The sequence below is a fragment of the Haemophilus sp. HMSC066A11 genome, assembly GCF_001811665.1.
In the GTDB taxonomy this organism is placed as follows: domain Bacteria; phylum Pseudomonadota; class Gammaproteobacteria; order Enterobacterales; family Pasteurellaceae; genus Haemophilus; species Haemophilus influenzae.
The window spans coordinates 1-18,998 of the sequence record NZ_KV805855.1; the positions used below are offsets into that span (position 1 = coordinate 1).

At 39.0% G+C, this 18,998-nt stretch carries 16 protein-coding genes and 1 pseudogene; 11 read left to right on the plus strand and 6 right to left on the minus strand.

Going from position 1 to position 18,998, the window contains the following annotated elements; genetic code table 11:
* A partial coding sequence (mnmC, locus tag HMPREF2813_RS01060) for a bifunctional tRNA (5-methylaminomethyl-2-thiouridine)(34)-methyltransferase MnmC2/FAD-dependent 5-carboxymethylaminomethyl-2-thiouridine(34) oxidoreductase MnmC1 (RefSeq protein WP_070646932.1) occupies nucleotides 1–1,853 on the minus strand: 1,853 nt, incomplete at its 3' end.
* A 148-nt stretch (nucleotides 1,854–2,001) separates the two neighbouring features.
* Here mnmC and fabB point away from each other — a divergent pair.
* Nucleotides 2,002–3,222, plus strand: coding sequence for a beta-ketoacyl-ACP synthase I (gene fabB / locus HMPREF2813_RS01065; RefSeq protein ID WP_005655138.1), 1,221 nt, complete (start codon nucleotides 2,002–2,004; stop codon nucleotides 3,220–3,222).
* Between the two features lie 66 nt (nucleotides 3,223–3,288).
* On the opposite strand, the gene HMPREF2813_RS01070 is transcribed toward fabB, so the two are convergent.
* Nucleotides 3,289–3,552 (minus strand): GrxA family glutaredoxin, encoded by a 264-nt coding sequence (locus HMPREF2813_RS01070; RefSeq protein ID WP_048946971.1) that lies wholly within the window; start codon nucleotides 3,550–3,552, stop codon nucleotides 3,289–3,291.
* Between the two features lie 116 nt (nucleotides 3,553–3,668).
* Here HMPREF2813_RS01070 and HMPREF2813_RS01075 point away from each other — a divergent pair, with 116 nt between their 5' ends.
* On the plus strand, nucleotides 3,669–4,577 hold the full coding sequence (locus HMPREF2813_RS01075; RefSeq protein WP_048946972.1) for a RimK family alpha-L-glutamate ligase: 909 nt from the start codon (nucleotides 3,669–3,671) through the stop codon (nucleotides 4,575–4,577).
* Between the two features lie 38 nt (nucleotides 4,578–4,615).
* Here the strand turns inward: HMPREF2813_RS01075 and gltS are convergent, their stop codons facing one another.
* The 4 genes from gltS to htrB all read right to left on the minus strand — a co-directional run bounded on the left by gltS (nucleotide 4,616) and on the right by htrB (nucleotide 11,089).
* Nucleotides 4,616–5,830 (minus strand): sodium/glutamate symporter, encoded by a 1,215-nt coding sequence (gene gltS, locus HMPREF2813_RS01080; RefSeq protein WP_048946973.1) that lies wholly within the window; start codon nucleotides 5,828–5,830, stop codon nucleotides 4,616–4,618.
* A gap of 41 nt (nucleotides 5,831–5,871) precedes the next feature.
* The gene (parC, locus tag HMPREF2813_RS01085; RefSeq protein ID WP_048946974.1) at nucleotides 5,872–8,115 is read right to left on the minus strand and encodes a DNA topoisomerase IV subunit A; all 2,244 of its coding nucleotides are present in this window, start codon (nucleotides 8,113–8,115) and stop codon (nucleotides 5,872–5,874) included.
* Nucleotides 8,116–8,181: 66 nt separating this feature from the next.
* Nucleotides 8,182–10,080, minus strand: coding sequence for a DNA topoisomerase IV subunit B (gene parE / locus HMPREF2813_RS01090; protein WP_005667015.1), 1,899 nt, complete (start codon nucleotides 10,078–10,080; stop codon nucleotides 8,182–8,184).
* 73 nt (nucleotides 10,081–10,153) lie between these two features.
* Entirely contained in the window at nucleotides 10,154–11,089 is a 936-nt protein-coding gene (htrB, locus tag HMPREF2813_RS01095) for a lipid A biosynthesis lauroyl acyltransferase HtrB (protein ID WP_048946975.1), read from the minus strand.
* A gap of 96 nt (nucleotides 11,090–11,185) precedes the next feature.
* Between htrB and hldE the strand changes: the two genes are divergently transcribed.
* From hldE to HMPREF2813_RS01140, 9 genes and pseudogenes are all read left to right on the plus strand, one after another.
* A complete protein-coding gene (gene hldE, locus HMPREF2813_RS01100) occupies nucleotides 11,186–12,616 on the plus strand; it encodes a bifunctional D-glycero-beta-D-manno-heptose-7-phosphate kinase/D-glycero-beta-D-manno-heptose 1-phosphate adenylyltransferase HldE (RefSeq protein ID WP_048946976.1) in 1,431 nt (476 codons plus the stop codon).
* Between the two features lie 185 nt (nucleotides 12,617–12,801).
* The gene (gene modA, locus HMPREF2813_RS01105; RefSeq protein WP_005687813.1) at nucleotides 12,802–13,539 is read left to right on the plus strand and encodes a molybdate ABC transporter substrate-binding protein; all 738 of its coding nucleotides are present in this window, start codon (nucleotides 12,802–12,804) and stop codon (nucleotides 13,537–13,539) included.
* Entirely contained in the window at nucleotides 13,514–14,311 is a 798-nt protein-coding gene (locus HMPREF2813_RS01110; RefSeq protein WP_014550809.1) for an ABC transporter permease, read from the plus strand. Before modA ends, HMPREF2813_RS01110 begins: the two co-directional genes overlap by 26 nt.
* A gap of 1 nt (nucleotide 14,312) precedes the next feature.
* Nucleotides 14,313–14,901: pseudogene (locus tag HMPREF2813_RS01115) on the plus strand (ABC transporter ATP-binding protein).
* A 9-nt stretch (nucleotides 14,902–14,910) separates the two neighbouring features.
* On the plus strand, nucleotides 14,911–15,756 hold the full coding sequence (gene modD, locus HMPREF2813_RS01120) for a ModD protein (RefSeq protein WP_048946977.1): 846 nt from the start codon (nucleotides 14,911–14,913) through the stop codon (nucleotides 15,754–15,756).
* A 67-nt stretch (nucleotides 15,757–15,823) separates the two neighbouring features.
* A complete protein-coding gene (gene molA, locus HMPREF2813_RS01125) occupies nucleotides 15,824–16,879 on the plus strand; it encodes a molybdate ABC transporter substrate-binding protein MolA (RefSeq protein WP_014550808.1) in 1,056 nt (351 codons plus the stop codon).
* Nucleotides 16,866–17,879: a molybdate ABC transporter permease MolB gene (gene molB, locus HMPREF2813_RS01130; RefSeq protein ID WP_014550807.1), complete on the plus strand. Its 1,014-nt coding sequence runs from the start codon at nucleotides 16,866–16,868 to the stop codon at nucleotides 17,877–17,879. Before molA ends, molB begins: the two co-directional genes overlap by 14 nt.
* The gene (gene molC / locus HMPREF2813_RS01135) at nucleotides 17,872–18,633 is read left to right on the plus strand and encodes a molybdate ABC transporter ATP-binding protein MolC (protein WP_014550806.1); all 762 of its coding nucleotides are present in this window, start codon (nucleotides 17,872–17,874) and stop codon (nucleotides 18,631–18,633) included. The genes molB and molC overlap by 8 nt, the downstream gene beginning before the upstream one ends.
* 9 nt (nucleotides 18,634–18,642) lie before the next feature.
* Nucleotides 18,643–18,998 (plus strand): substrate-binding domain-containing protein (locus HMPREF2813_RS01140; protein ID WP_186821728.1); only part of this gene is annotated, 356 nt, incomplete at its 3' end.

Here is an 18,998-nt window from a genome sequence, read left to right on the forward strand (position 1 = left end):
GCTGCGATTAAGAAAAGATTCTGAAAATTGGCTGCACTTTGAATAGGTTGTTTACGGCGGCGGAGGTTAAATAGATTGTAATAATCCGCTTGTTGCTGTTCAAAATGAGGCACGTTTCCCACCATTGGGGCAAGATCTCTTACAGAGCAACGAATGCCTACACGAGCGAGATTATCTGATGTATTCACATCTTGCGTCCAAGGTTGGGCGATATTTTGTTGGAGTTTTTGTTGGTTTTCTTGTTGTTCTTGTTCGCTAAAATGGCGATCAACATTATCACGAACATGGCTTGCGCCGATGCAATGGGAGGTTTTTAATTGATTGGCTGGAGTAAGATAGCCATCATAACAAAGTACAGATTTCAGTTTGAGTAAGTTTTCTGATGTTGGAATTTGGCTGACTTGCCCGCGAATAGGGTAGAGCGGTAGCTTTTCTGTTTGAACAAAATCAGTAATTTTATGTCCGTTCGCAAGAATGACGACTTCATGGCAGTATTTTTGACCTTGCATATTTTTTAGTTCCCAACCTTTTTCTAGCTGAGAAAGTGCGGTAATTTTTTGTGCGGTTTTAATGATGACACCCTGCTTTTCAAGAAATGAAAAGGCATTTTGAACAAATTGTCTTGGTGCAAGCCAAGCCCCTTGTTCAATCCAACCGCCTTCGCAATTAAGCGGTAATCCCACTTTTTCACTGAGTTGTTCAGCATTCAGCATTTGGAAGATTTCGTTCGGCAAACCAAGCTGAGAAATCTTTGTTAATTTAACCGCACTTTTTTCGTTGTAAGCACATAGTGCCACGCCACAAAATTCGTGTTCAAACGCTATGTTTTGTTCAATTGCCCAATCAAGTAATTGGCGACCGTAACTGAAAGCGTGCAGGTAGAAATCAACGGTGAGCGCATTATCATCGCTAAGTTGCGGATAAAATGCACCTTGTTTATTGCCTGAGGCATTGAGTGCGAGCGCGTCATCCTCACAATAAATGGTAACTTTTGCCCCTCGTTTTACTAAGGAAATGGCAGCACAAAGAGAAGCAATACCACCGCCGATAATAGCGACATCTTGTTTTTCCATTTTCGCAGGCTGAGCGAGATACCAAGGTGTTGAAAGTGCGGTAGATTTTGATTGTATTTTTAGCCCACTTAAACATTCTCGTTTTTTGCCGAAGCCTTTACATTTTGTCACGTTAAAGCCTGCGGATTCAAGTCCTTTTCTGACCGAACTTGCTGCGGTGAAAGTGGCAAAAGAACCATTGGGTTTCGTGAAACGAAACATTAAGTTATAGAGATCATCATTCCACATTTCAGGATTTTTGCTTGGCGCAAAGCCATCTAAAAACCAAGCATCAATACGTTCATTCATATAATCGCCAAGTTGTGGCAAGTTTTCTGATACATCACCCAGCCATAAATCTAAGGTTGTCTCTCCAAAATGAATACGATGACAACCTAGAATCAATGAAGGCCAATAACGTTGCAAATGAGCGCTTAAATCTTCAAACTGCGGATAGGCAAGATGCGCTTGCAAAAGTGCGGTGATTTTTAGCGGATATTTTTCAAAGGAAATAAAATTTAGGCGTTTTAAAGGATGATTCTCGTGTTGCTGGCGAAATTCACGGAACAATTTGGTTGCTGCAAAGAAATTTAATCCTGTACCAAATCCTGTTTCAGCGATGACAAAATTAGCTTCTTTGTGTGTTATCCAACGTTCCCAAAGTTGATTACCTTGTAGAAAAACATAATCGGTTTCTGCCAATCCATTTTCGTTAGAAAAATAGACATCATCGAATTGATCTGAGACGGGAATATGGTTTTGGTTGAAGTGAATCTCAGCATGTTGGACGCTAAAGGTCATTTTTTATTCCTTTCTTGCCTAATGAAATTTGCGTATAATAACGCGATTTTCTGAACTGGTCGAACAAATGAATTATTGCTTGAAATATTTTTATTTCGTAGTAATTTTGGGTCGTTATTTTTACATATAAAACAATAAGGAAGAAGCAATGAGAAGAACTGTAATTACAGGCTTTGGGATTATTTCAAGTATCGGTAACAACAAAGAAGAAGTATTGGCTTCATTAAAAGCAGGGAAATCAGGTATTGAAGTTGTGCCTGAGTTTGTAGAAATGAATATGCGTAGCCATGTTGCCGGAACAATCAAATTAAACCCAAGCGAGCACATTGATCGTAAAGTGTTCCGTTTTATGGGTGATGCAGCGGCTTATGCTTATCTTTCTATGCGTGAAGCGATTGAAGATGCAGGCTTAACAGAAGATCAAGTTTCTAATGATCGTACTGGCTTAGTGATTGGCGCAGGTACGGGGTCTGCACATAATCAATTAGTGGCTTGTGATGCGGTTCGTGGGCCTCGCGGTGTAAAAGCGATTGGTCCTTACGCTGTAACGAAAACCATGGCATCAAGTGTTTCAGCTTGTTTAGCAACACCTTATAAAATTCGTGGTGTGAATTATTCTATGAGTTCTGCTTGTGCAACCTCTGCACATTGTATTGGTCATGCGGTTGAATTAATTCAATTAGGCAAACAAGATATCGTTTTTGCTGGTGGTGCAGAAGAATTATCTTGGGAATGTGCTACTGAGTTTGATGCAATGGGTGCAGTTTCAACTAAATACAATGAAACGCCAGAAAAAGCATCTCGTGCTTATGACGCAAATCGTGACGGTTTCGTTATTGCAGGTGGAGGTGCTGTTGTGGTTGTGGAAGAATTAGAACATGCACTTGCTCGTGGTGCAAAAATTTACGCTGAAATTGTAGGTTATGGCGCAACTTCTGATGGTTACGATATGGTTGCACCAAGTGGTGAAGGTGCAGAGCGTTGTATGAAACAAGCAATGGCAACTGTCGATACCCCAATTGATTACATCAATGTACACGGTACATCTACACCAGTAGGTGACGTGAAAGAATTAGGTGCAATCAAAAATGTATTTGGTGACAAAATCCCAGCGATTTCTTCAACTAAATCAATGACTGGTCACTCTTTAGGTGCGGCGGGTGCACACGAAGCAATTTACACGTTATTAATGTTGGATAATGATTTTATTGCACCAAGTATTAATATCGAAACCTTAGATGAAGCCGCTGAAGGTTGCAATATCGTTACTGAGACGAAAGAAAATGCAGGATTACAAACTGTCATGTCAAACAGCTTTGGTTTTGGTGGTACAAATGCGACATTAATTTTTAAACGTTATAACGGTTAAAACTCTTCTATGAAAAAAGCCATTTTCGATTGAAAGTGGCTTTTTTGTATAAATTAAAAAGAAAAATTAAGCAACGATACCAAATTGTTCTTTCATTAATGCTTCAAAATCAGTGCAACCACCAATTGGTTTTTCACCAATAAAGATTTGTGGTACGGTTTCTACTGGTTTACCAACAGATTTTGATAAATCTTCTTTAGTAATGCCTTCTGCGTGAATATCCACATAACGATAGTCAAAATCAGCAACTTTGCCTTTTAATTTTTCAGCCAGGTTTTTTGCTCGTACGCAGTAAGGGCAGCCCGGACGACCAAAAATAGTAACGAACATAAGATTTCCTTTTTTGAGTTAAAAATTCTAGGCAATTCTACCTGATTTTTATCGTCTACATAAAGTGTTTTTATTCGTGTAATATACGGAACATCCTAGACAATGAGTGAAATATTATGAAATTACTAATGCTTTGCCGCGAACCTCGTCTTTATAGTTGCCAACGCTTAAAAGAAGCGGCTAAACATCAAGGATATGAGATGGATATTTTAGATCCGAATCGTTGCCTATTAAAACTCTCACAAAATCCACCGCACTTTCAGATTTTTTATCAAGAAACTTCAGAGTCGAAACCTTATTTATTGCCTGATTATGATGCAGTTTTGCCTCGATTTGGCACAACAAGTACGCAAATGGGATGTTCAGTCTTACAACATTTTGAAGGCAAAGGGACTTTTTGTTTAAATTCATCTCAGGCATTTTTAAATGCACGTGATAAGTGGAAAAGTTTGCAACTTTTGCTGAAGGCTGGTATTCCTGTTCCCAATTCACTTTTTAGTGGCGGTGAAGTACAAGCTCAGGCGACGATACCTCATATCAGTTCGCCGACAATTTTAAAAACGCTAAATGGTTCACAAGGAATTGGGGTAATTTTAGCTGAAAAGCCACAAAGTGCGGTGAGCATTATGGAAGCTTTTAAGCAAACCAATATATCTATGTTGCAACAAGATTTTATCGAAGAAGCGGGCAATGCGGATATTCGTTGTTTTGTGATGGGTGATCAAGTGGTCGCAACGATGCAGAGAATTGGGCAAAATGGTGAGTTTCGGGCGAATTGCCATCGTGGCGGAAAAACCGAAAAAATTACCCTAAGCGATGAAGAAAAGCAGATAGCCATTCAAGCAACAAAAGCTATCGGTTTAGATGTAGCTGGCGTGGATTTAATCCGTTCAAAAAATGGATTATTGGTTTTAGAAGTGAATGCAAGCCCAGGCTTAGAAATGATTGAAAAAACAAGTGGGATTGATATTGCAGCTGAAATAATTGATTATATTGAAATAAATGCCTTTATCAATTCAAGATAAAGGCATTTCTCTAAAACATTGTCAATTTCAACCGCACTTTACGCAAGCATATTTACAACTGCAAATGAAACTTTTAATAGCGCAGCGTTGATTAAGTCGATAAAGAATGCTCCGACCATTGGAACGATTAAAAATGCTTTGTGCGATGGCCCAAAACGACTGGTGACAGCTTGCATATTTGCGATTGCTGTTGGGGTTGCGCCTAAACCAAAACCACAGTGTCCAGCACTTAATACGACGGCATCGTAATCTTTACCCATTGCTCGATAAGTAATGAAAATTGCAAAGGCAGCCATAAATGCTACTTGAATAGCCAGAACAATTAATACGTCAATTGCTAAACCTGCAAGTTCCCAAAGTCTTAATGACATTAAAGCAATTGCTAAAAAGATGGATAAGCCTACGCTACCTAATACGTCAATAGCGGATTCTGCTACTTGGAAACGGAAAATGTTGGTTAAAATATTGCGGACAATAACACCAGTGAATAAACACCATACGAAAGTTGGTAATTGGAGTGCAGTACCTTTTGTTTGCACATCTAAATATTGACCAATTAATAAACATACTGAAATCATTGCAATTGTTTCAATTAATGAACGTGCAGTAATTTTACGTTTATAAGTTGGGTGTTCAAATGCTTCTTGAATGTCATCAACTTCATCATTTTCAGGATTTTCGCCTTGTTTTTGGCGATTTAATAAGAAACGAGCGACAGGACCACCGATGATACCACCGAATACTAAACCGAAAGTTGCACAGGCAATGGCAATTTCCGTTGCACCTTGTAGATTAAATTGATGTGTAAATGTATCCGCCCAAGCAGCTCCAGTGCCGTGACCACCTGTTAAGGTTACTGAACCTGCAAGTAAGCCATAAGCGGGATGGATTCCTAATGCCATTGAACTTGCAATGCCAATAACGTTTTGTCCGAAGATTAATAATGCAGCAATGAATAGAAATACAACGAGTGGCTTTCCGCCTTTAATTAGACGGGAAAAGTTGGCACTTAAACCGATAGAAGTAAAAAACACTAACATCATTGTGGTTTGTAGATTTTTATCGAAGTTAAAGGATGTTCCATCAATTTTGTGCCAAATTAAAAGACCAATGGCAACAATAAAGCCACCAACAACTGGCTCTGGAATGTTAAATGTTTTTAATACATTAATGCGTTTAACCAAAAAATAGCCCAATAGCAAAACTAAGCTTGCTAATGCAAGGGTTTCATACGTGCTAAAAGTATAGCTCATAAATTGGATCTCCCTATGTTATGTTTAAGTGATGTGTTGTGTTACGGCTCGACTACCATAATTTCAAGATTGGTATGTAATCCACGTGGTAATGTCGAACCTTTTCTGCCTCGTTCTGCGCGGAACTTTTGCAGATCTTCTGGTTTTAATACAATTTTTCGTTTTCCAGAATAAAATTCAAGACTTGCTTGATCTGAAATAAGCAATAATTTTGTCAATAGTTCGCTACGATCTTTTGCATTCGCTGCGGGAATAGTGATCATTTTATTGCCTTTACCTTTTGATAATACCGGTAAATCCTGTGCTGGAAAAATCAACATTCTGCCTGCTGATGTGATTGCGACAACAAGTGCGGTAGAATTTATCAATGTTTTAGGCTTCAACACTTTGGCATTTTCTGGTAAAGAAATCAAGGCTTTTCCAGTCTTGTTACGTGCAATTAAATCTTCAAATTTACAAATAAAACCATATCCCGCATCAGAAGCCATCAATAATTCTTGCTGTTCGCTGGCCATTACAACATATTCAATGGTCGCACCAGTGGGTAAATTGAGTTTACCTGTAAGTGGTTCGCCTTGGGAGCGAGCGGAAGGCAATGAAAGCGGATCGAGTGCATAACTCCGCCCCGTGCTATCAATGAATACAACGGCTTGATTACTTTTGCCACAAGCGTGAGCTAGATAGCTATCGCCAGCTTTGTAGCTTAATGATTTAGGATCAATATCGTGTCCTTTTGCACAACGTACCCAGCCCATTTCTGATAAGATGACAGTAACTGGTTCTGCTGGCGTCATATCACTTTCAGAGATCATTTTGGCTTCTTCACGTTCGACCAGTTGAGACATACGTGGACTGGCATATTTTTTTGCATCTTCTTGAATTTCTTTTTTGATAAGCGTATTCAAACGGCGTTCTGATCCTAAAATTGCTTCTAAATTTAACCGCTCTTTTTCAAGTTCATCTTGTTCTGCTTTGAGTTGGTTTTCTTCTAATTTCGCTAAATGGCGTAAGCGTAAATTTAAAATGGCATCGGCTTGTTCATCGCTTAAATTAAAGCGTGCCATAAGCTCTGCTTTTGGATCATCTTCGTGGCGTATAATTTCGATAACTTCATCAATATTTAAAAAAGCTATCATCAAGCCTTCTAAAATATGCAAGCGAGAGAGTACTTTATCTAGGCGATATTGAAGGCGACGAGTGACCGTTGTGCGACGGAAAGTGAGCCATTCATTTAAGATTTCTAATAAGCCTTTTACCGCTGGTTTATGATCAAGCCCGATCATATTCATATTTACACGGTAGCTTTTTTCAAGATCTGTGGTCGCGAATAAATGTGCCATTAAGGCATCAGTATCGACGCGATTTGAGCGAGGAACTAGTACAATTCTAATTGGGTTTTCGTGATCGGCTTCATCTCGAATATCTTCTAGCATTGGCAGTTTTTTTGCCGTCATTTGATCGGCTATTTGTGCAATAACTTTTGAGGGAGAAGATTGATGTGGAAGCGCTGAGATAATAATTTCACCGTCTTCTTTTTTCCAAGTTGCACGCATTTTTATTGAGCCACGACCTTGCTCATAAATTTTACGAATTTCTGATTTTGGCGAAATAATTTCAGCTTCTGTTGGAAAATCTGGGCCTTGAACAATTTCAAGTACATCATCTAATCTCGCTTTAGGATTATCTAGCAACATTACTGCTGCATCAGCAATTTCGTTAATATTGTGTGGTGGAATATCTGTGGCCATCCCCACCGCAATACCTGTTGTGCCGTTCAATAAAATATGAGGTAAACGAGCAGGTAAATATTGTGGTTCAGCCAAGGTTCCATCAAAGTTTGGTTGATAATCTACTGTTCCTTGTCCGAGTTCATTCAACAAGATTTCAGAGATTTTAGATAGGCGAGATTCCGTATAACGCATGGCAGCGAAGGATTTTGGATCATCTGGTGCCCCCCAGTTACCTTGACCATCTACAAGCGGATAACGATAGGAGAAGGGTTGTGCCATTAACACCATAGCTTCATAACAAGCGCTGTCACCATGTGGATGGAATTTACCAAGTACATCACCGACGGTACGAGCAGATTTTTTGTATTTTGCCGTGGCATTTAAGCCAAGTTCAGACATCGCATATACAATACGACGTTGAACGGGTTTTAAACCATCACCGATAAAAGGCAACGCACGATCCATGATGACATACATAGAATAGTTGAGATAAGCCTTTTCAGTGAAGGTGCGTAGAGGCATTTGCTCAATGCCTTCATAGTTGATATTTGTCATTTTTGTTTCTGTTAATTGATATATTCTTAATTTATTAAAATTCAGATTTGCTGAGATTAATTTAGTCTAAACAGATAAATCAACCTGATCGCCTTTCGCTTGTAACCAATTTTTACGGTCTTCGGAACGTTTTTTCGCTAATAACATATCCATCAGTTCTAAAGTATCTGAGCCTTGATCTTCCCCTAAATCATAAGTTAATTGAACGAGACGGCGCGTATTAGGATCCATTGTTGTTTCACGCAACTGCGATGGGTTCATTTCACCTAAACCTTTAAAGCGTTGAACATTCGGTTTGCCTTTTTTGTTTTTCAAGCGATCTAAAATCGCCTCTTTTTCATTTTCATCTAATGCGTAGAAGACTTCTTTATTTAAGTCAATGCGATAAAGTGGTGGCATTGCTACGTAAACGTGACCGTCTTGTACCAATTTCGGAAAATGACGTAAGAACAGGGCGCAGAGTAGGGTGGCAATATGCAGGCCATCGGAGTCAGCATCCGCAAGAATACAGACTTTACCATAGCGAAGTTGTGATAAATCATTGCTGTCAGGATCGATCCCTAGAGCCACGGCGATATCGTGAATTTCCGTTGAACCTAATACTTGATCAGGGGAAACTTCCCATGTGTTTAAAATTTTCCCACGTAACGGCAAAATCGCTTGATATTCGCGATCACGCGCTTGTTTTGCTGAGCCGCCAGCAGAGTCGCCCTCCACTAAAAATAATTCCGTTTTTTCTAAATCCTGCGAGCCACAATCAGCTAATTTTCCTGGTAATGCAGGGCCACTAACGAGTTTTTTTCGCACGACTTTTTTTGCTGCGCGTAATCGGCGTTGTGCAGAACTAATGGCAATTTCTGCTAATTTTTCAGCATCTTGTACATTTTGATTTAGCCATAGGCTGAACGCATCTTTTAAAACACCGCTGACAAACACCGCACTTTGGCGTGATGATAAGCGTTCCTTTGTTTGCCCTGCGAATTGTGCATCCTGCATTTTAAGGGAAAGAATGTAAGAACAACGATCCCAAATATCATCGGCGGTAAGTTTTACCCCACGTGGTAATAGATTTCTAAATTCGCAAAATTCACGAATAGCATCTAATAAACCTTGGCGTAGGCCATTCACATGTGTTCCGCCTTGAATTGTTGGAATTAAGTTTACGTAGCTTTCGCCAATCAGTTCACCGCCTTCTGGCAACCAAAGTAATGCCCAGCTAACGGCTTCATTTGTTCCTTTAAATTCACCAACGAATGGTTTTTCCGGAAGGGTTTCAAAGCCATTTACTGCTTCGATAAGGTAATCGGAAAGACCATCTTCATATAACCAAATATCTTGAGTATTGTTTACTTTATCAATGAATTTGATTTCAAGCCCTGAGCATAGTACCGCTTTCGCTCTTAATAAATGGCGTAGGCGGCTAACGGAAAATTTTGCGCTGTCAAAATATTTTGGATTCGGTTTGAAGTGAACAGTTGTTCCAGTTGTGCGTCTGCCACAAGTCCCTATAACTTCCAATTCTTCTACTTTACTGCCGTTTTCAAAGGCAATTTTATACACTTCACCATTGCGTTTAACTTGAATATCCACGCGTTCAGAAAGCGCATTTACCACAGAAATCCCCACACCGTGTAAACCTCCCGCAAATTCATAATTTTTATTGGAGAATTTACCACCAGCATGCAGTTTAGTCAGGATTACTTCTACGCCAGAAACGCCTTCCGTAGGATGAATATCCACAGGCATACCGCGACCATTGTCTGTGACTTCAATGGATTGATCAGGGTGCAAAATTACTTCAATTTTTGTGGCAAAACCCGCAAGGGCTTCATCCACACTGTTATCAATAACTTCTTGTGCTAAATGATTAGGGCGAGTAGTGTCAGTGTACATTCCCGGGCGAATTTGCACTGGCTCGAGATCTTTAAGAACGGTAATTTCTTGAGCTGAATAATTGGTTGTCATGGTGAGATTATTCGTTAATTTTTTAAATTTGAGAAAATTCTATCAAAAAGTGCGGTGATATTCGACCGCACTTTTAATCGTATAAACTAGGCGTCTTTTCATCTGGACGTGTTTTAAAACGACGATGTAGCCACATATATTGTGATATGCCCTTCATGATTTCCTTTTCTACGATTTGATTCATTCGCGCAGCAATCGCCGTTTCATCTTGTAAATCCGTAAAATCAACAGGCACTGAAATACTCACGGTATAGCCTGAACCATCTTTATTGCGTAATGGCGCAAATGGAATCACTTTGCTGTTTTGTGAGGATTTCAATAAATAATAACTACCAGTGGTTGTGCAAGCATCGGGCACCGCAAAAAAGGGAACAAAAACGGCATTTTTTCTGCCGTAATCGTGATCAGGCGCATACCAAATGGTTTCTTCGTGGCGTAAAGCTTTGATCATTCCACGCAAATCTTTACGATCAAGCATATCTTTATTAGAGCGTAAACGACCTCGTGTTTGTAGCCAATCAAGCAAAGGATTATCATTTGGACGATAAACACCAATGCCAGGATGATGCAAACCAAGAATACGTGCGCCAAGTTCTAGCGTTAAGAAATGAACACCGACGAGAACAATTCCATCTTTTTGATTTTCTTTTAGATAATGTAAGCCTTCAACTTTTGACCATTTTTTGATACGTGAATCCGACCAAAACCAAGCCATGCCAGTTTCGATAATTGCCATGCCTACTGAGCGGAGATTTTCTTGCAAAATCGCCTCACGGTCGTTTTCAGACATATCAGGAAAACAAAGTTCAAGATTACGACGTGCAATGGCTGCTCGACGTTTACCCACTTTTAAATGTGAAAACAGCCAACCGAAACCATGACCAATATGGCGCAAAATAGGATAGGGAAGACATAAAATACTTCGCCAAATTGCCACGCCTAACCAAAAAAGCCAGTATTTTGGGGCTAAAAAGTGCGGTTGAAATTGAGAGAGTTTTTCGTTTTTCATTGTTCTTTCCACGTAAGTTAGGGACGTAGTTTATCGTAAATTTGAGTTGTGGTAAAATCGCCACAATTTTGGTTATTCAAATAGAGAGATTTTAAAATGGCTCAATATTCAGCAGAATTTAAGCAAGCAAAAGTACTTGTATTAGGCGACGTGATGCTTGATCGTTATTGGTTCGGCGCAACCAACCGTATTTCACCAGAAGCACCAGTGCCAGTGGTTCGTGTACAAGAAAATGAAGAGCGCGCGGGTGGGGCTGCAAATGTGGCGATGAATATTGCTTCACTTAATGTACCCGTTCAGTTAATGGGATTGATTGGACAAGATGAAACTGGTTCTGCACTTTCCCTCTTATTAGAAAAACAAAAAATTGATTGTAATTTTGTTGCATTAGAGACCCATCCAACCATTACTAAATTACGTATTTTATCTCGTCATCAACAGCTGCTCCGCCTTGATTTTGAAGAAGATTTCAATAATGTAGATTGCAAGGATTTATTAGCGAAGTTAGAAAGTGCGGTGAAAAATTACGGTGCTTTGATTCTTTCTGATTACGGCAAAGGCACGCTTAAAGATGTTCAGAAAATGATTCAAATTGCACGCAAAGCGGATGTGCCTGTGTTAATCGATCCAAAGGGAACTGATTTTGAACGTTATCGTGGTGCGACATTATTGACACCAAATATGTCTGAATTTGAAGCCGTTGTGGGTAAATGTAATACAGAAGAAGAGATTATTAAGAAGGGTTTAAAATTAATTTCTGATATTGAATTAACCGCACTTTTGGTAACGCGTTCTGAAAAAGGCATGACATTATTACGCCCAAATCAAGAACCTTATCATTTGCCAACCGTTGCAAAAGAAGTGTTTGATGTGACAGGAGCTGGTGACACTGTCATTAGCGTATTAGCAACCGCATTGGCAGATGGACGTTCTTTCGAAGAATCTTGTTACCTAGCCAATGTTGCCGCAGGAATTGTGGTGGGTAAATTGGGCACTTCAACGGTTTCGACTGTGGAACTTGAAAATGCGATTCATGCTCGCCCTGAAACTGGATTTGGCATTATGAGTGAAGCAGAATTAAAAGATGCTGTCGCACAAGCTAAAGCACGCGGTGAAAAAATTGTGATGACTAATGGCTGTTTCGATATTTTGCATCCAGGGCATATTTCTTATTTAGAAAATGCACGCAAATTGGGCGATCGTTTAATTGTTGCGGTAAACAGCGACGATTCTGTTAAACGCTTAAAAGGCGAAAGTCGTCCAATTAATAATCTTGAAAACCGTATGGCGGTATTGGCTGGTTTGGCATCAGTGGACTGGTTGGTGCCGTTCACCGAAGACACACCACAACGTTTAATCGGCGAAATTCTACCAGATCTTTTAGTCAAAGGTGGAGATTACAAACCCGAAGAGATTGCAGGCAGTAAAGAAGTTTGGGCAAACGGCGGTGATGTTAAAGTACTAAACTTTGAAAATGGTTGTTCAACAACAAACGTGATTGAAAAAATTAAATTATTGAAAGATTAAGTGAAAGGTTGGGGAGTCCCAACCTTTTTTGTTGTTTCAAAATTAAGTCAATTAGTGCCATGTCATGAAATTAGAAAAAAATCGATTAATTTATAAACCAAAGATTGAATAAATCTTTCGAATAATTCATTATACAATTTTATATATATCGATTTTCGCTGAAACTCATTTTATAAGGAGAGAAAATGAAAAAATTAGTTGCGGTAACTTCAATGATTTTAACTACATTTTCTGTACAAGCTGCAGACTTGTATTTATATGCTGGGGCAGGACTGAAGGAGTCTGTGGAAAAAATTATTCACCAATATGAACAAGAAACAGGAAATAAAGTAACTGTTGAATATGGTGGTTCTGGGCAGATTCTAGCTCGTTATAACACGGTAAAAAGTGGTGATCTTTTTTTAGCGGGTTCAGAGGATTATGTCACAAAATTACAGAAAACTAATGATGTAAACAATATAGGGACCATAGTATTGCATGTTCCAGTTATGGCTATTCGTAAAGACAAAATTTCAGGGATTGATTCTTTTAAAGCATTAGCTGAAAGTTCATTACGTTTAGGTATTGGTGATAGTAAAGCAATGGCTCTTGGTAAAGGCGCTGAAAAAATGTTTGAGTTGTCAGGATATCAAAAGCAACTTAATGATAAAGTTGTTGTGAAAGCTGCGACGGTAAAACAATTAATGCTATATTTATTAAATGGTGATGTAGATGCAGCTGTAGTAGGTCGTTCAGGTGCTTGGAAAGTTCGAGACAAGGTTGAATTATTACCAAGTCCAAAAGGCACACCAGAAGAAAAAGTTACTATTGGTCTACTTTCTTCTTCTAAATATCCAAAAGAAGCTCAACAGTTATTTGATTTCTTTAAATCTCCTCAAGGCGTGAAGTATTTTACTGATGAAGGTTTCTTACCGGCTAAATAATTGTCTAAGTTTAAAGTTAGCGCTGATCCCATTATTAATACTATTATTTGTTGTTATGGGATCGGTGCTTTCTTTAATCGCAAAATTAGATTTTCATTTTTTTCAACAAATATTATTTAATTCCGAATTGCATTTTGCATTGCTAATGTCATTGGGAACGTCTCTTTTTTCTTTGATATTAGCATTATGTATTGCTATTCCATCTGCATGGCGAATGAGTCAAGTGCGGTTGCCTTTTCAATCATTTTTTGACACTTTGTTTGATTTACCAATGGTTTTGCCACCATTAGTCACAGGTCTAAGTTTGCTTCTACTTTTTAGTTCACAAGCGATATTGGCTGAACTACTTCCTTTTATAAGTAAATGGATTTTTTCCCCTGTAGGGATCATTATTTCTCAGACTTATATTGCGAGTTCGATTTTATTGCGTAGCACTCGCGGTATTTTTTCTTCCTTTGAATCAGGTTATCAATTTGCATCTTATACTCTTGGGTTATCACCGTTTAAGACTTTAATAAAAATAGAGATTCCTATGTGTTGGAAGCCTTTGGTTTGTGCTTCAGTTTTAGCTTGGTCTCGCGCAATAGGGGAGTTCGGAGCCACATTAATGTTGGCAGGAGCAACGCGATTTAAAACCGAAACTTTACCTATGGCAGTCTATTTGAATATTTCAAGTGGTGATTTTGAAATCGCTATTGGCGCATCATTATGGCTTTTATTTATATCTACATGTTTGTTGCTAGTTTTACGGATGATTAATAGGGCTGTTTAGTATGTTAATAGTTCAGAATCTTCAAACTAATATTTTAAAATCTATTTCTTTTTCAATTGAAAAAAGTGAATGCCTTTCTGTTGTTGGTGAATCAGGTAGCGGAAAAACGACTTTATTAAATGCGATTGCTGGTTATATTGATTATTCTGGCTCTATTTTATGGAATAACCAAGTTCTAGAAAATAATCCTCCGTGGAAGAGAAATTTTCGTTATTTGAATCAACGACTTTATTTGTTTCCTCATAAAACGGTACGAGGAAATTTAATACTTGCTAATCCATCAGCATCTGATGCTGAACAACAGATATTATTATCTGAATTAAAAATAGATCATCTTATTAATCGCTATCCTCATCAGTTGTCCGGTGGAGAAAGCTTTAGCAAGAGCACTAATTTATCGTCCTGATTTATTACTTTTAGATGAGCCTTTTTCTTCTTTAGATTGGTCTTCGCGTAAAGATATTTGGAAAGTGTTAAAAAATTTAATTCAAACAAATGAAATTACAACAATTTTAGTAACGCATGAGCCAAAAGAAGCCGAGTATTTTTCAGGTAAGCAGATTCAGTTATATCAGGGTCAATTAATTTAAGGAGTTACGATGATTTATTTTTCAGATAAAGAATTGGATGATTTATTGCTTGAGGACATTTATCGTGGTGATTTAACCACTCATGCCCTTGGTATTGAAAATATTCCGGCAAAAATTCTGTTTAAGCGGAAAAATGCAGGGGTTGTGGCGGGTGTTTCTGTTGCGGAAAAATTATTAAAAAAACTGGATATTCAACCGCACTTATATGTAAAAGAAGGGGAGTGGGTTGAATCAGGTGCTTTGTTGATCAGTGCGGAAGGAATGTCTGAACAATTACATCAAGCTTGGAAAGTGGTGCAATTGGTGCTTGAATGGTCGTGTGGGGTTGCTCAATATACTGCAGAAATGATTGCCAATGCCAAATCGGTTAATCCAAATGCTGTTGTGGCTTGCACGCGTAAAAGTATTCCTAATACGCGTAAACTTGCGACGAATGCTGTATTAGCCGCTGGTGGGCATATTCATCGCCAAGGCGTTAGCGAAACTCTTTTGGTTTTTACTAATCATCGAAACTTACTTTTTGATCCAAATGATTGGACGAAAATTGTGGATAGATTACGTCAAGAAGCACCTGAAAATAAAATTACTTTAGAAGCAGATAATTATGCTCAATTTGAGCAAATGTATATGGCTGAACCCGACATTATTCAACTGGATAAATGGTCGTTAGAGGATGTGAAAAAGGCTTTAGATCTACTTCAATCAAAACAGAAAGATATTCTGCTTTCTGTCGCTGGAGGAGTAAATAAAAATAATGTATCAGATTACGCCAAATTGGGTATTCGTTTATTTATCACTTCTGCACCTTATTATGCACCGCCAGAAGATATAAAGGTGGTGATTGAAAAGATATGAGTACAGAGTTTATCATTATATAAATATGTGTATAATGATATTTTCTTACTTAAAATAAGGATGTGCGATGAAACTTAAATCATTGTTAATTGCCGGCTTGCTCGGTTCCCTTTCTTTTTCAGCATTAGCTGATCGCATTATTACAGACCAACTCGATCGCAAAGTGACAATTCCCGATCACATTAACCGAGCCGTGGTGTTACAGCACCAAACCTTGAATATTGCCGTGCAGTTGGATGCCACAAAACAGATTGTGGGAGTGCTTTCCAACTGGAAGAAACAACTAGGCAAAAACTATGTTCGCCTTGCGCCGGAGCTGGAAAACATGGCGATGCCGGGCGATTTGAATTCCGTTAATATTGAAAGTCTGTTGGCGTTAAAACCGGATGTGGTGTTTGTGACTAACTACGCACCGTCTGAAATGATCAAGCAAATCAGTGACGTGAATATCCCTGTGGTAGCCATTTCCTTGCGTACTGGTGAAGTGGGCGAAAAAGGTAAACTTAATCCAACCTTAACTGACGAAGATAAAGCTTATAATGACGGCTTAAAACAGGGCATTGAACTGATTGCCGAGGTGTTTGAGAAAAAACAACAAGGTGATGAGTTAGTGAAAGCTGCCTTTGCTAATCGTAAGTTGTTGGCAGATCGCCTAGGCGACGTTTCTGCCGATAAACGTGTGCGCACTTATATGGCAAATCCGGATTTAGGCACTTATGGTTCCGGTAAATATACGGGGCTTATGATGGAACATGCGGGCGCTTATAACGTCGCAGCGGCAACCATTAAAGGTTTCAAACAGGTTTCTCTAGAAAATGTGTTGGAATGGAATCCTGCGGTGATTTTGGTGCAAGATCGTTATCCTGATGTAGTACCACAAATTTTGAACGATCAAGGTTGGGCGAATATTCAGGCACTGAAAGATAAAAAAGTTTTTTTGATGCCGGAATATGCTAAAGCCTGGGGATACCCGATGCCGGAAGCCTTAGCATTGGGCGAAGTATGGTTGGCTAAAGCCCTTTATCCGCAACGTTTCCAAGACGTGGATTTGGATAAAATGGTGAACGATTATTACCAAAAATTCTACCGCACTTCTTACAAACCCGACAATGCAGCCAAATAGTTACCCTAAAATTCTCTTTGGCTTAACGCTGTTGCTTGTGATTACCGCCGTGATTTCTTTGGGAATAGGGCGGTATTCTTTGTCTGTACCGCAAATTGGTCAAATTCTGTGGGCAAAAGCGACCGCACTTGAGATCGATCCAGTGCAGCAACAGGTGATTTTTCAAGTGCGTTTACCTCGAATTTTAACCGCACTTTGCGTGGGTGCCGGTTTGGCATTGAGTGGTGTGGTATTACAAGGCATTTTTCGTAACCCGTTAGTGGATCCGCATATTATCGGCGTGACCTCCGGTTCAGCCTTCGGTGGCACCTTGGCAATTTTCTTTGGATTCAGTTTATACGGCTTATTTGCCAGCACTATTTTATTTGGCTTCGGCACGTTTGCCTTGGTTTTTCTATTTAGCTTCAAATTTAATCAACGCAGCTTGTTGATGCTTATTCTTATCGGCATGATTTTAAGCGGGCTTTTTTCAGCCCTAGTGAGCCTATTGCAATACATTTCCGACACAGAAGAAAAATTGCCAAGCATTGTGTTTTGGTTGATGGGGAGTTTTGCCACCTCTAACTGGGAAAAACTCCTCTTTTTCTTTGTCCCGTTTTTGCTGTGTAGCTCGATTTTGCTCAGCTTAAGTTGGCGCTTGAATTTACTGTCTTTAGATGAGAAAGAAGCCAAGGCTTTGGGCGTGAAAGTGACCCCATTACGTTGGTTAGTGATCTTTTTAAGCGGTTCGTTAGTGGCATGCCAGGTGGCAATTAGCGGCAGTATCGGCTGGGTCGGGCTGATCATTCCTCATCTTAGCCGTATGCTGGTAGGCGCCAATCATCAACGTTTATTGCCTTGCACCATGCTTGTTGGGGCGACTTATATGTTGCTTGTGGACAATGTTGCGCGTTCCCTATCCGATGCCGAAATTCCAATCAGTATTTTGACCGCACTTATTGGTGCACCGTTGTTTGGTGTATTGGTATATAAACTAAAACGCAGAGGCATGAATGAATAAAGCGCTCTCCGTGGAAAATCTAGGTTTTTATTACCAAGCGGAAAACTTCCTGTTTCAGCAACTGAATTTTGATTTGAATAAAGGAGATATTCTGGCGATTTTAGGGCAAAACGGTTGCGGAAAAAGCACCTTGTTGGATTTGTTGCTTGGCATTCATCGCCCGATTCAGGGCAAGATTGAGGTGTATCAATCTATCAGTTTTGTGCCGCAATTCTTTTCTTCGCCTTTTGCTTATTCCGTATTGGATATTGTGCTGATGGGGCGCTCAACCCATATTAATACTTTTGCCAAACCGAAACCGCATGATTATCAAGTCGCCATGCGGGCACTGGATTATTTGAACTTGACCCATTTGGCAAAGCGCGAATTTACTTCGCTTTCGGGCGGGCAGCGACAACTAATTTTAATTGCGAGAGCCATTGCTTCAGAATGCAAATTGATACTGTTGGATGAGCCAACTTCAGCATTAGATCTTGCAAATCAAGATATCGTATTGTCTTTACTTATCGATTTGGCACAATCACAGAACATGACTGTCGTATTCACAACACATCAACCTAATCAAGCTGTAGCGATAGCCAATAAAACTTTATTGTTAAATAAACAAAATTTTAAATTTGGCGAAACAAGGAATATTTTAACCTCAGAAAATTTGACCGCACTTTTTCATTTACCGATGTTTGAACAACAAGCTCAATATAAAGAATCTTTTTTTACGCATTTTGTTCCCTTGTATAAAACGTTATTAAAGTAAGGAAAACTTGTGGAATCAATTACTGTTTTTAGTGCAGGTAGTTTTTGTTATGCTCTGCAAGAATTATCTGATATTTTTCGACAAATTCATCATATAGAGATTAAAGCATTTTGTGGTCCAGCCGGAATCTTGCGTCAACAAATTGAGCAAGGGAATAGAGGTGATATTTTTATTAGTGCAAATCCTGGAAATGTGCTTCAATTAGCTGATTCTAAAAAAATTTATCAAAAATTAACGATAGCCTTTAATCAATTAGCATTAACTACGTTAAATTTAGAACACTTCCGTCATAAATCCATTTTTGAATTGCTATTTGATCGCTCTTTTTTAGGAGTAAAAATGTCTCTAAGTACTGAAAAAAAAGC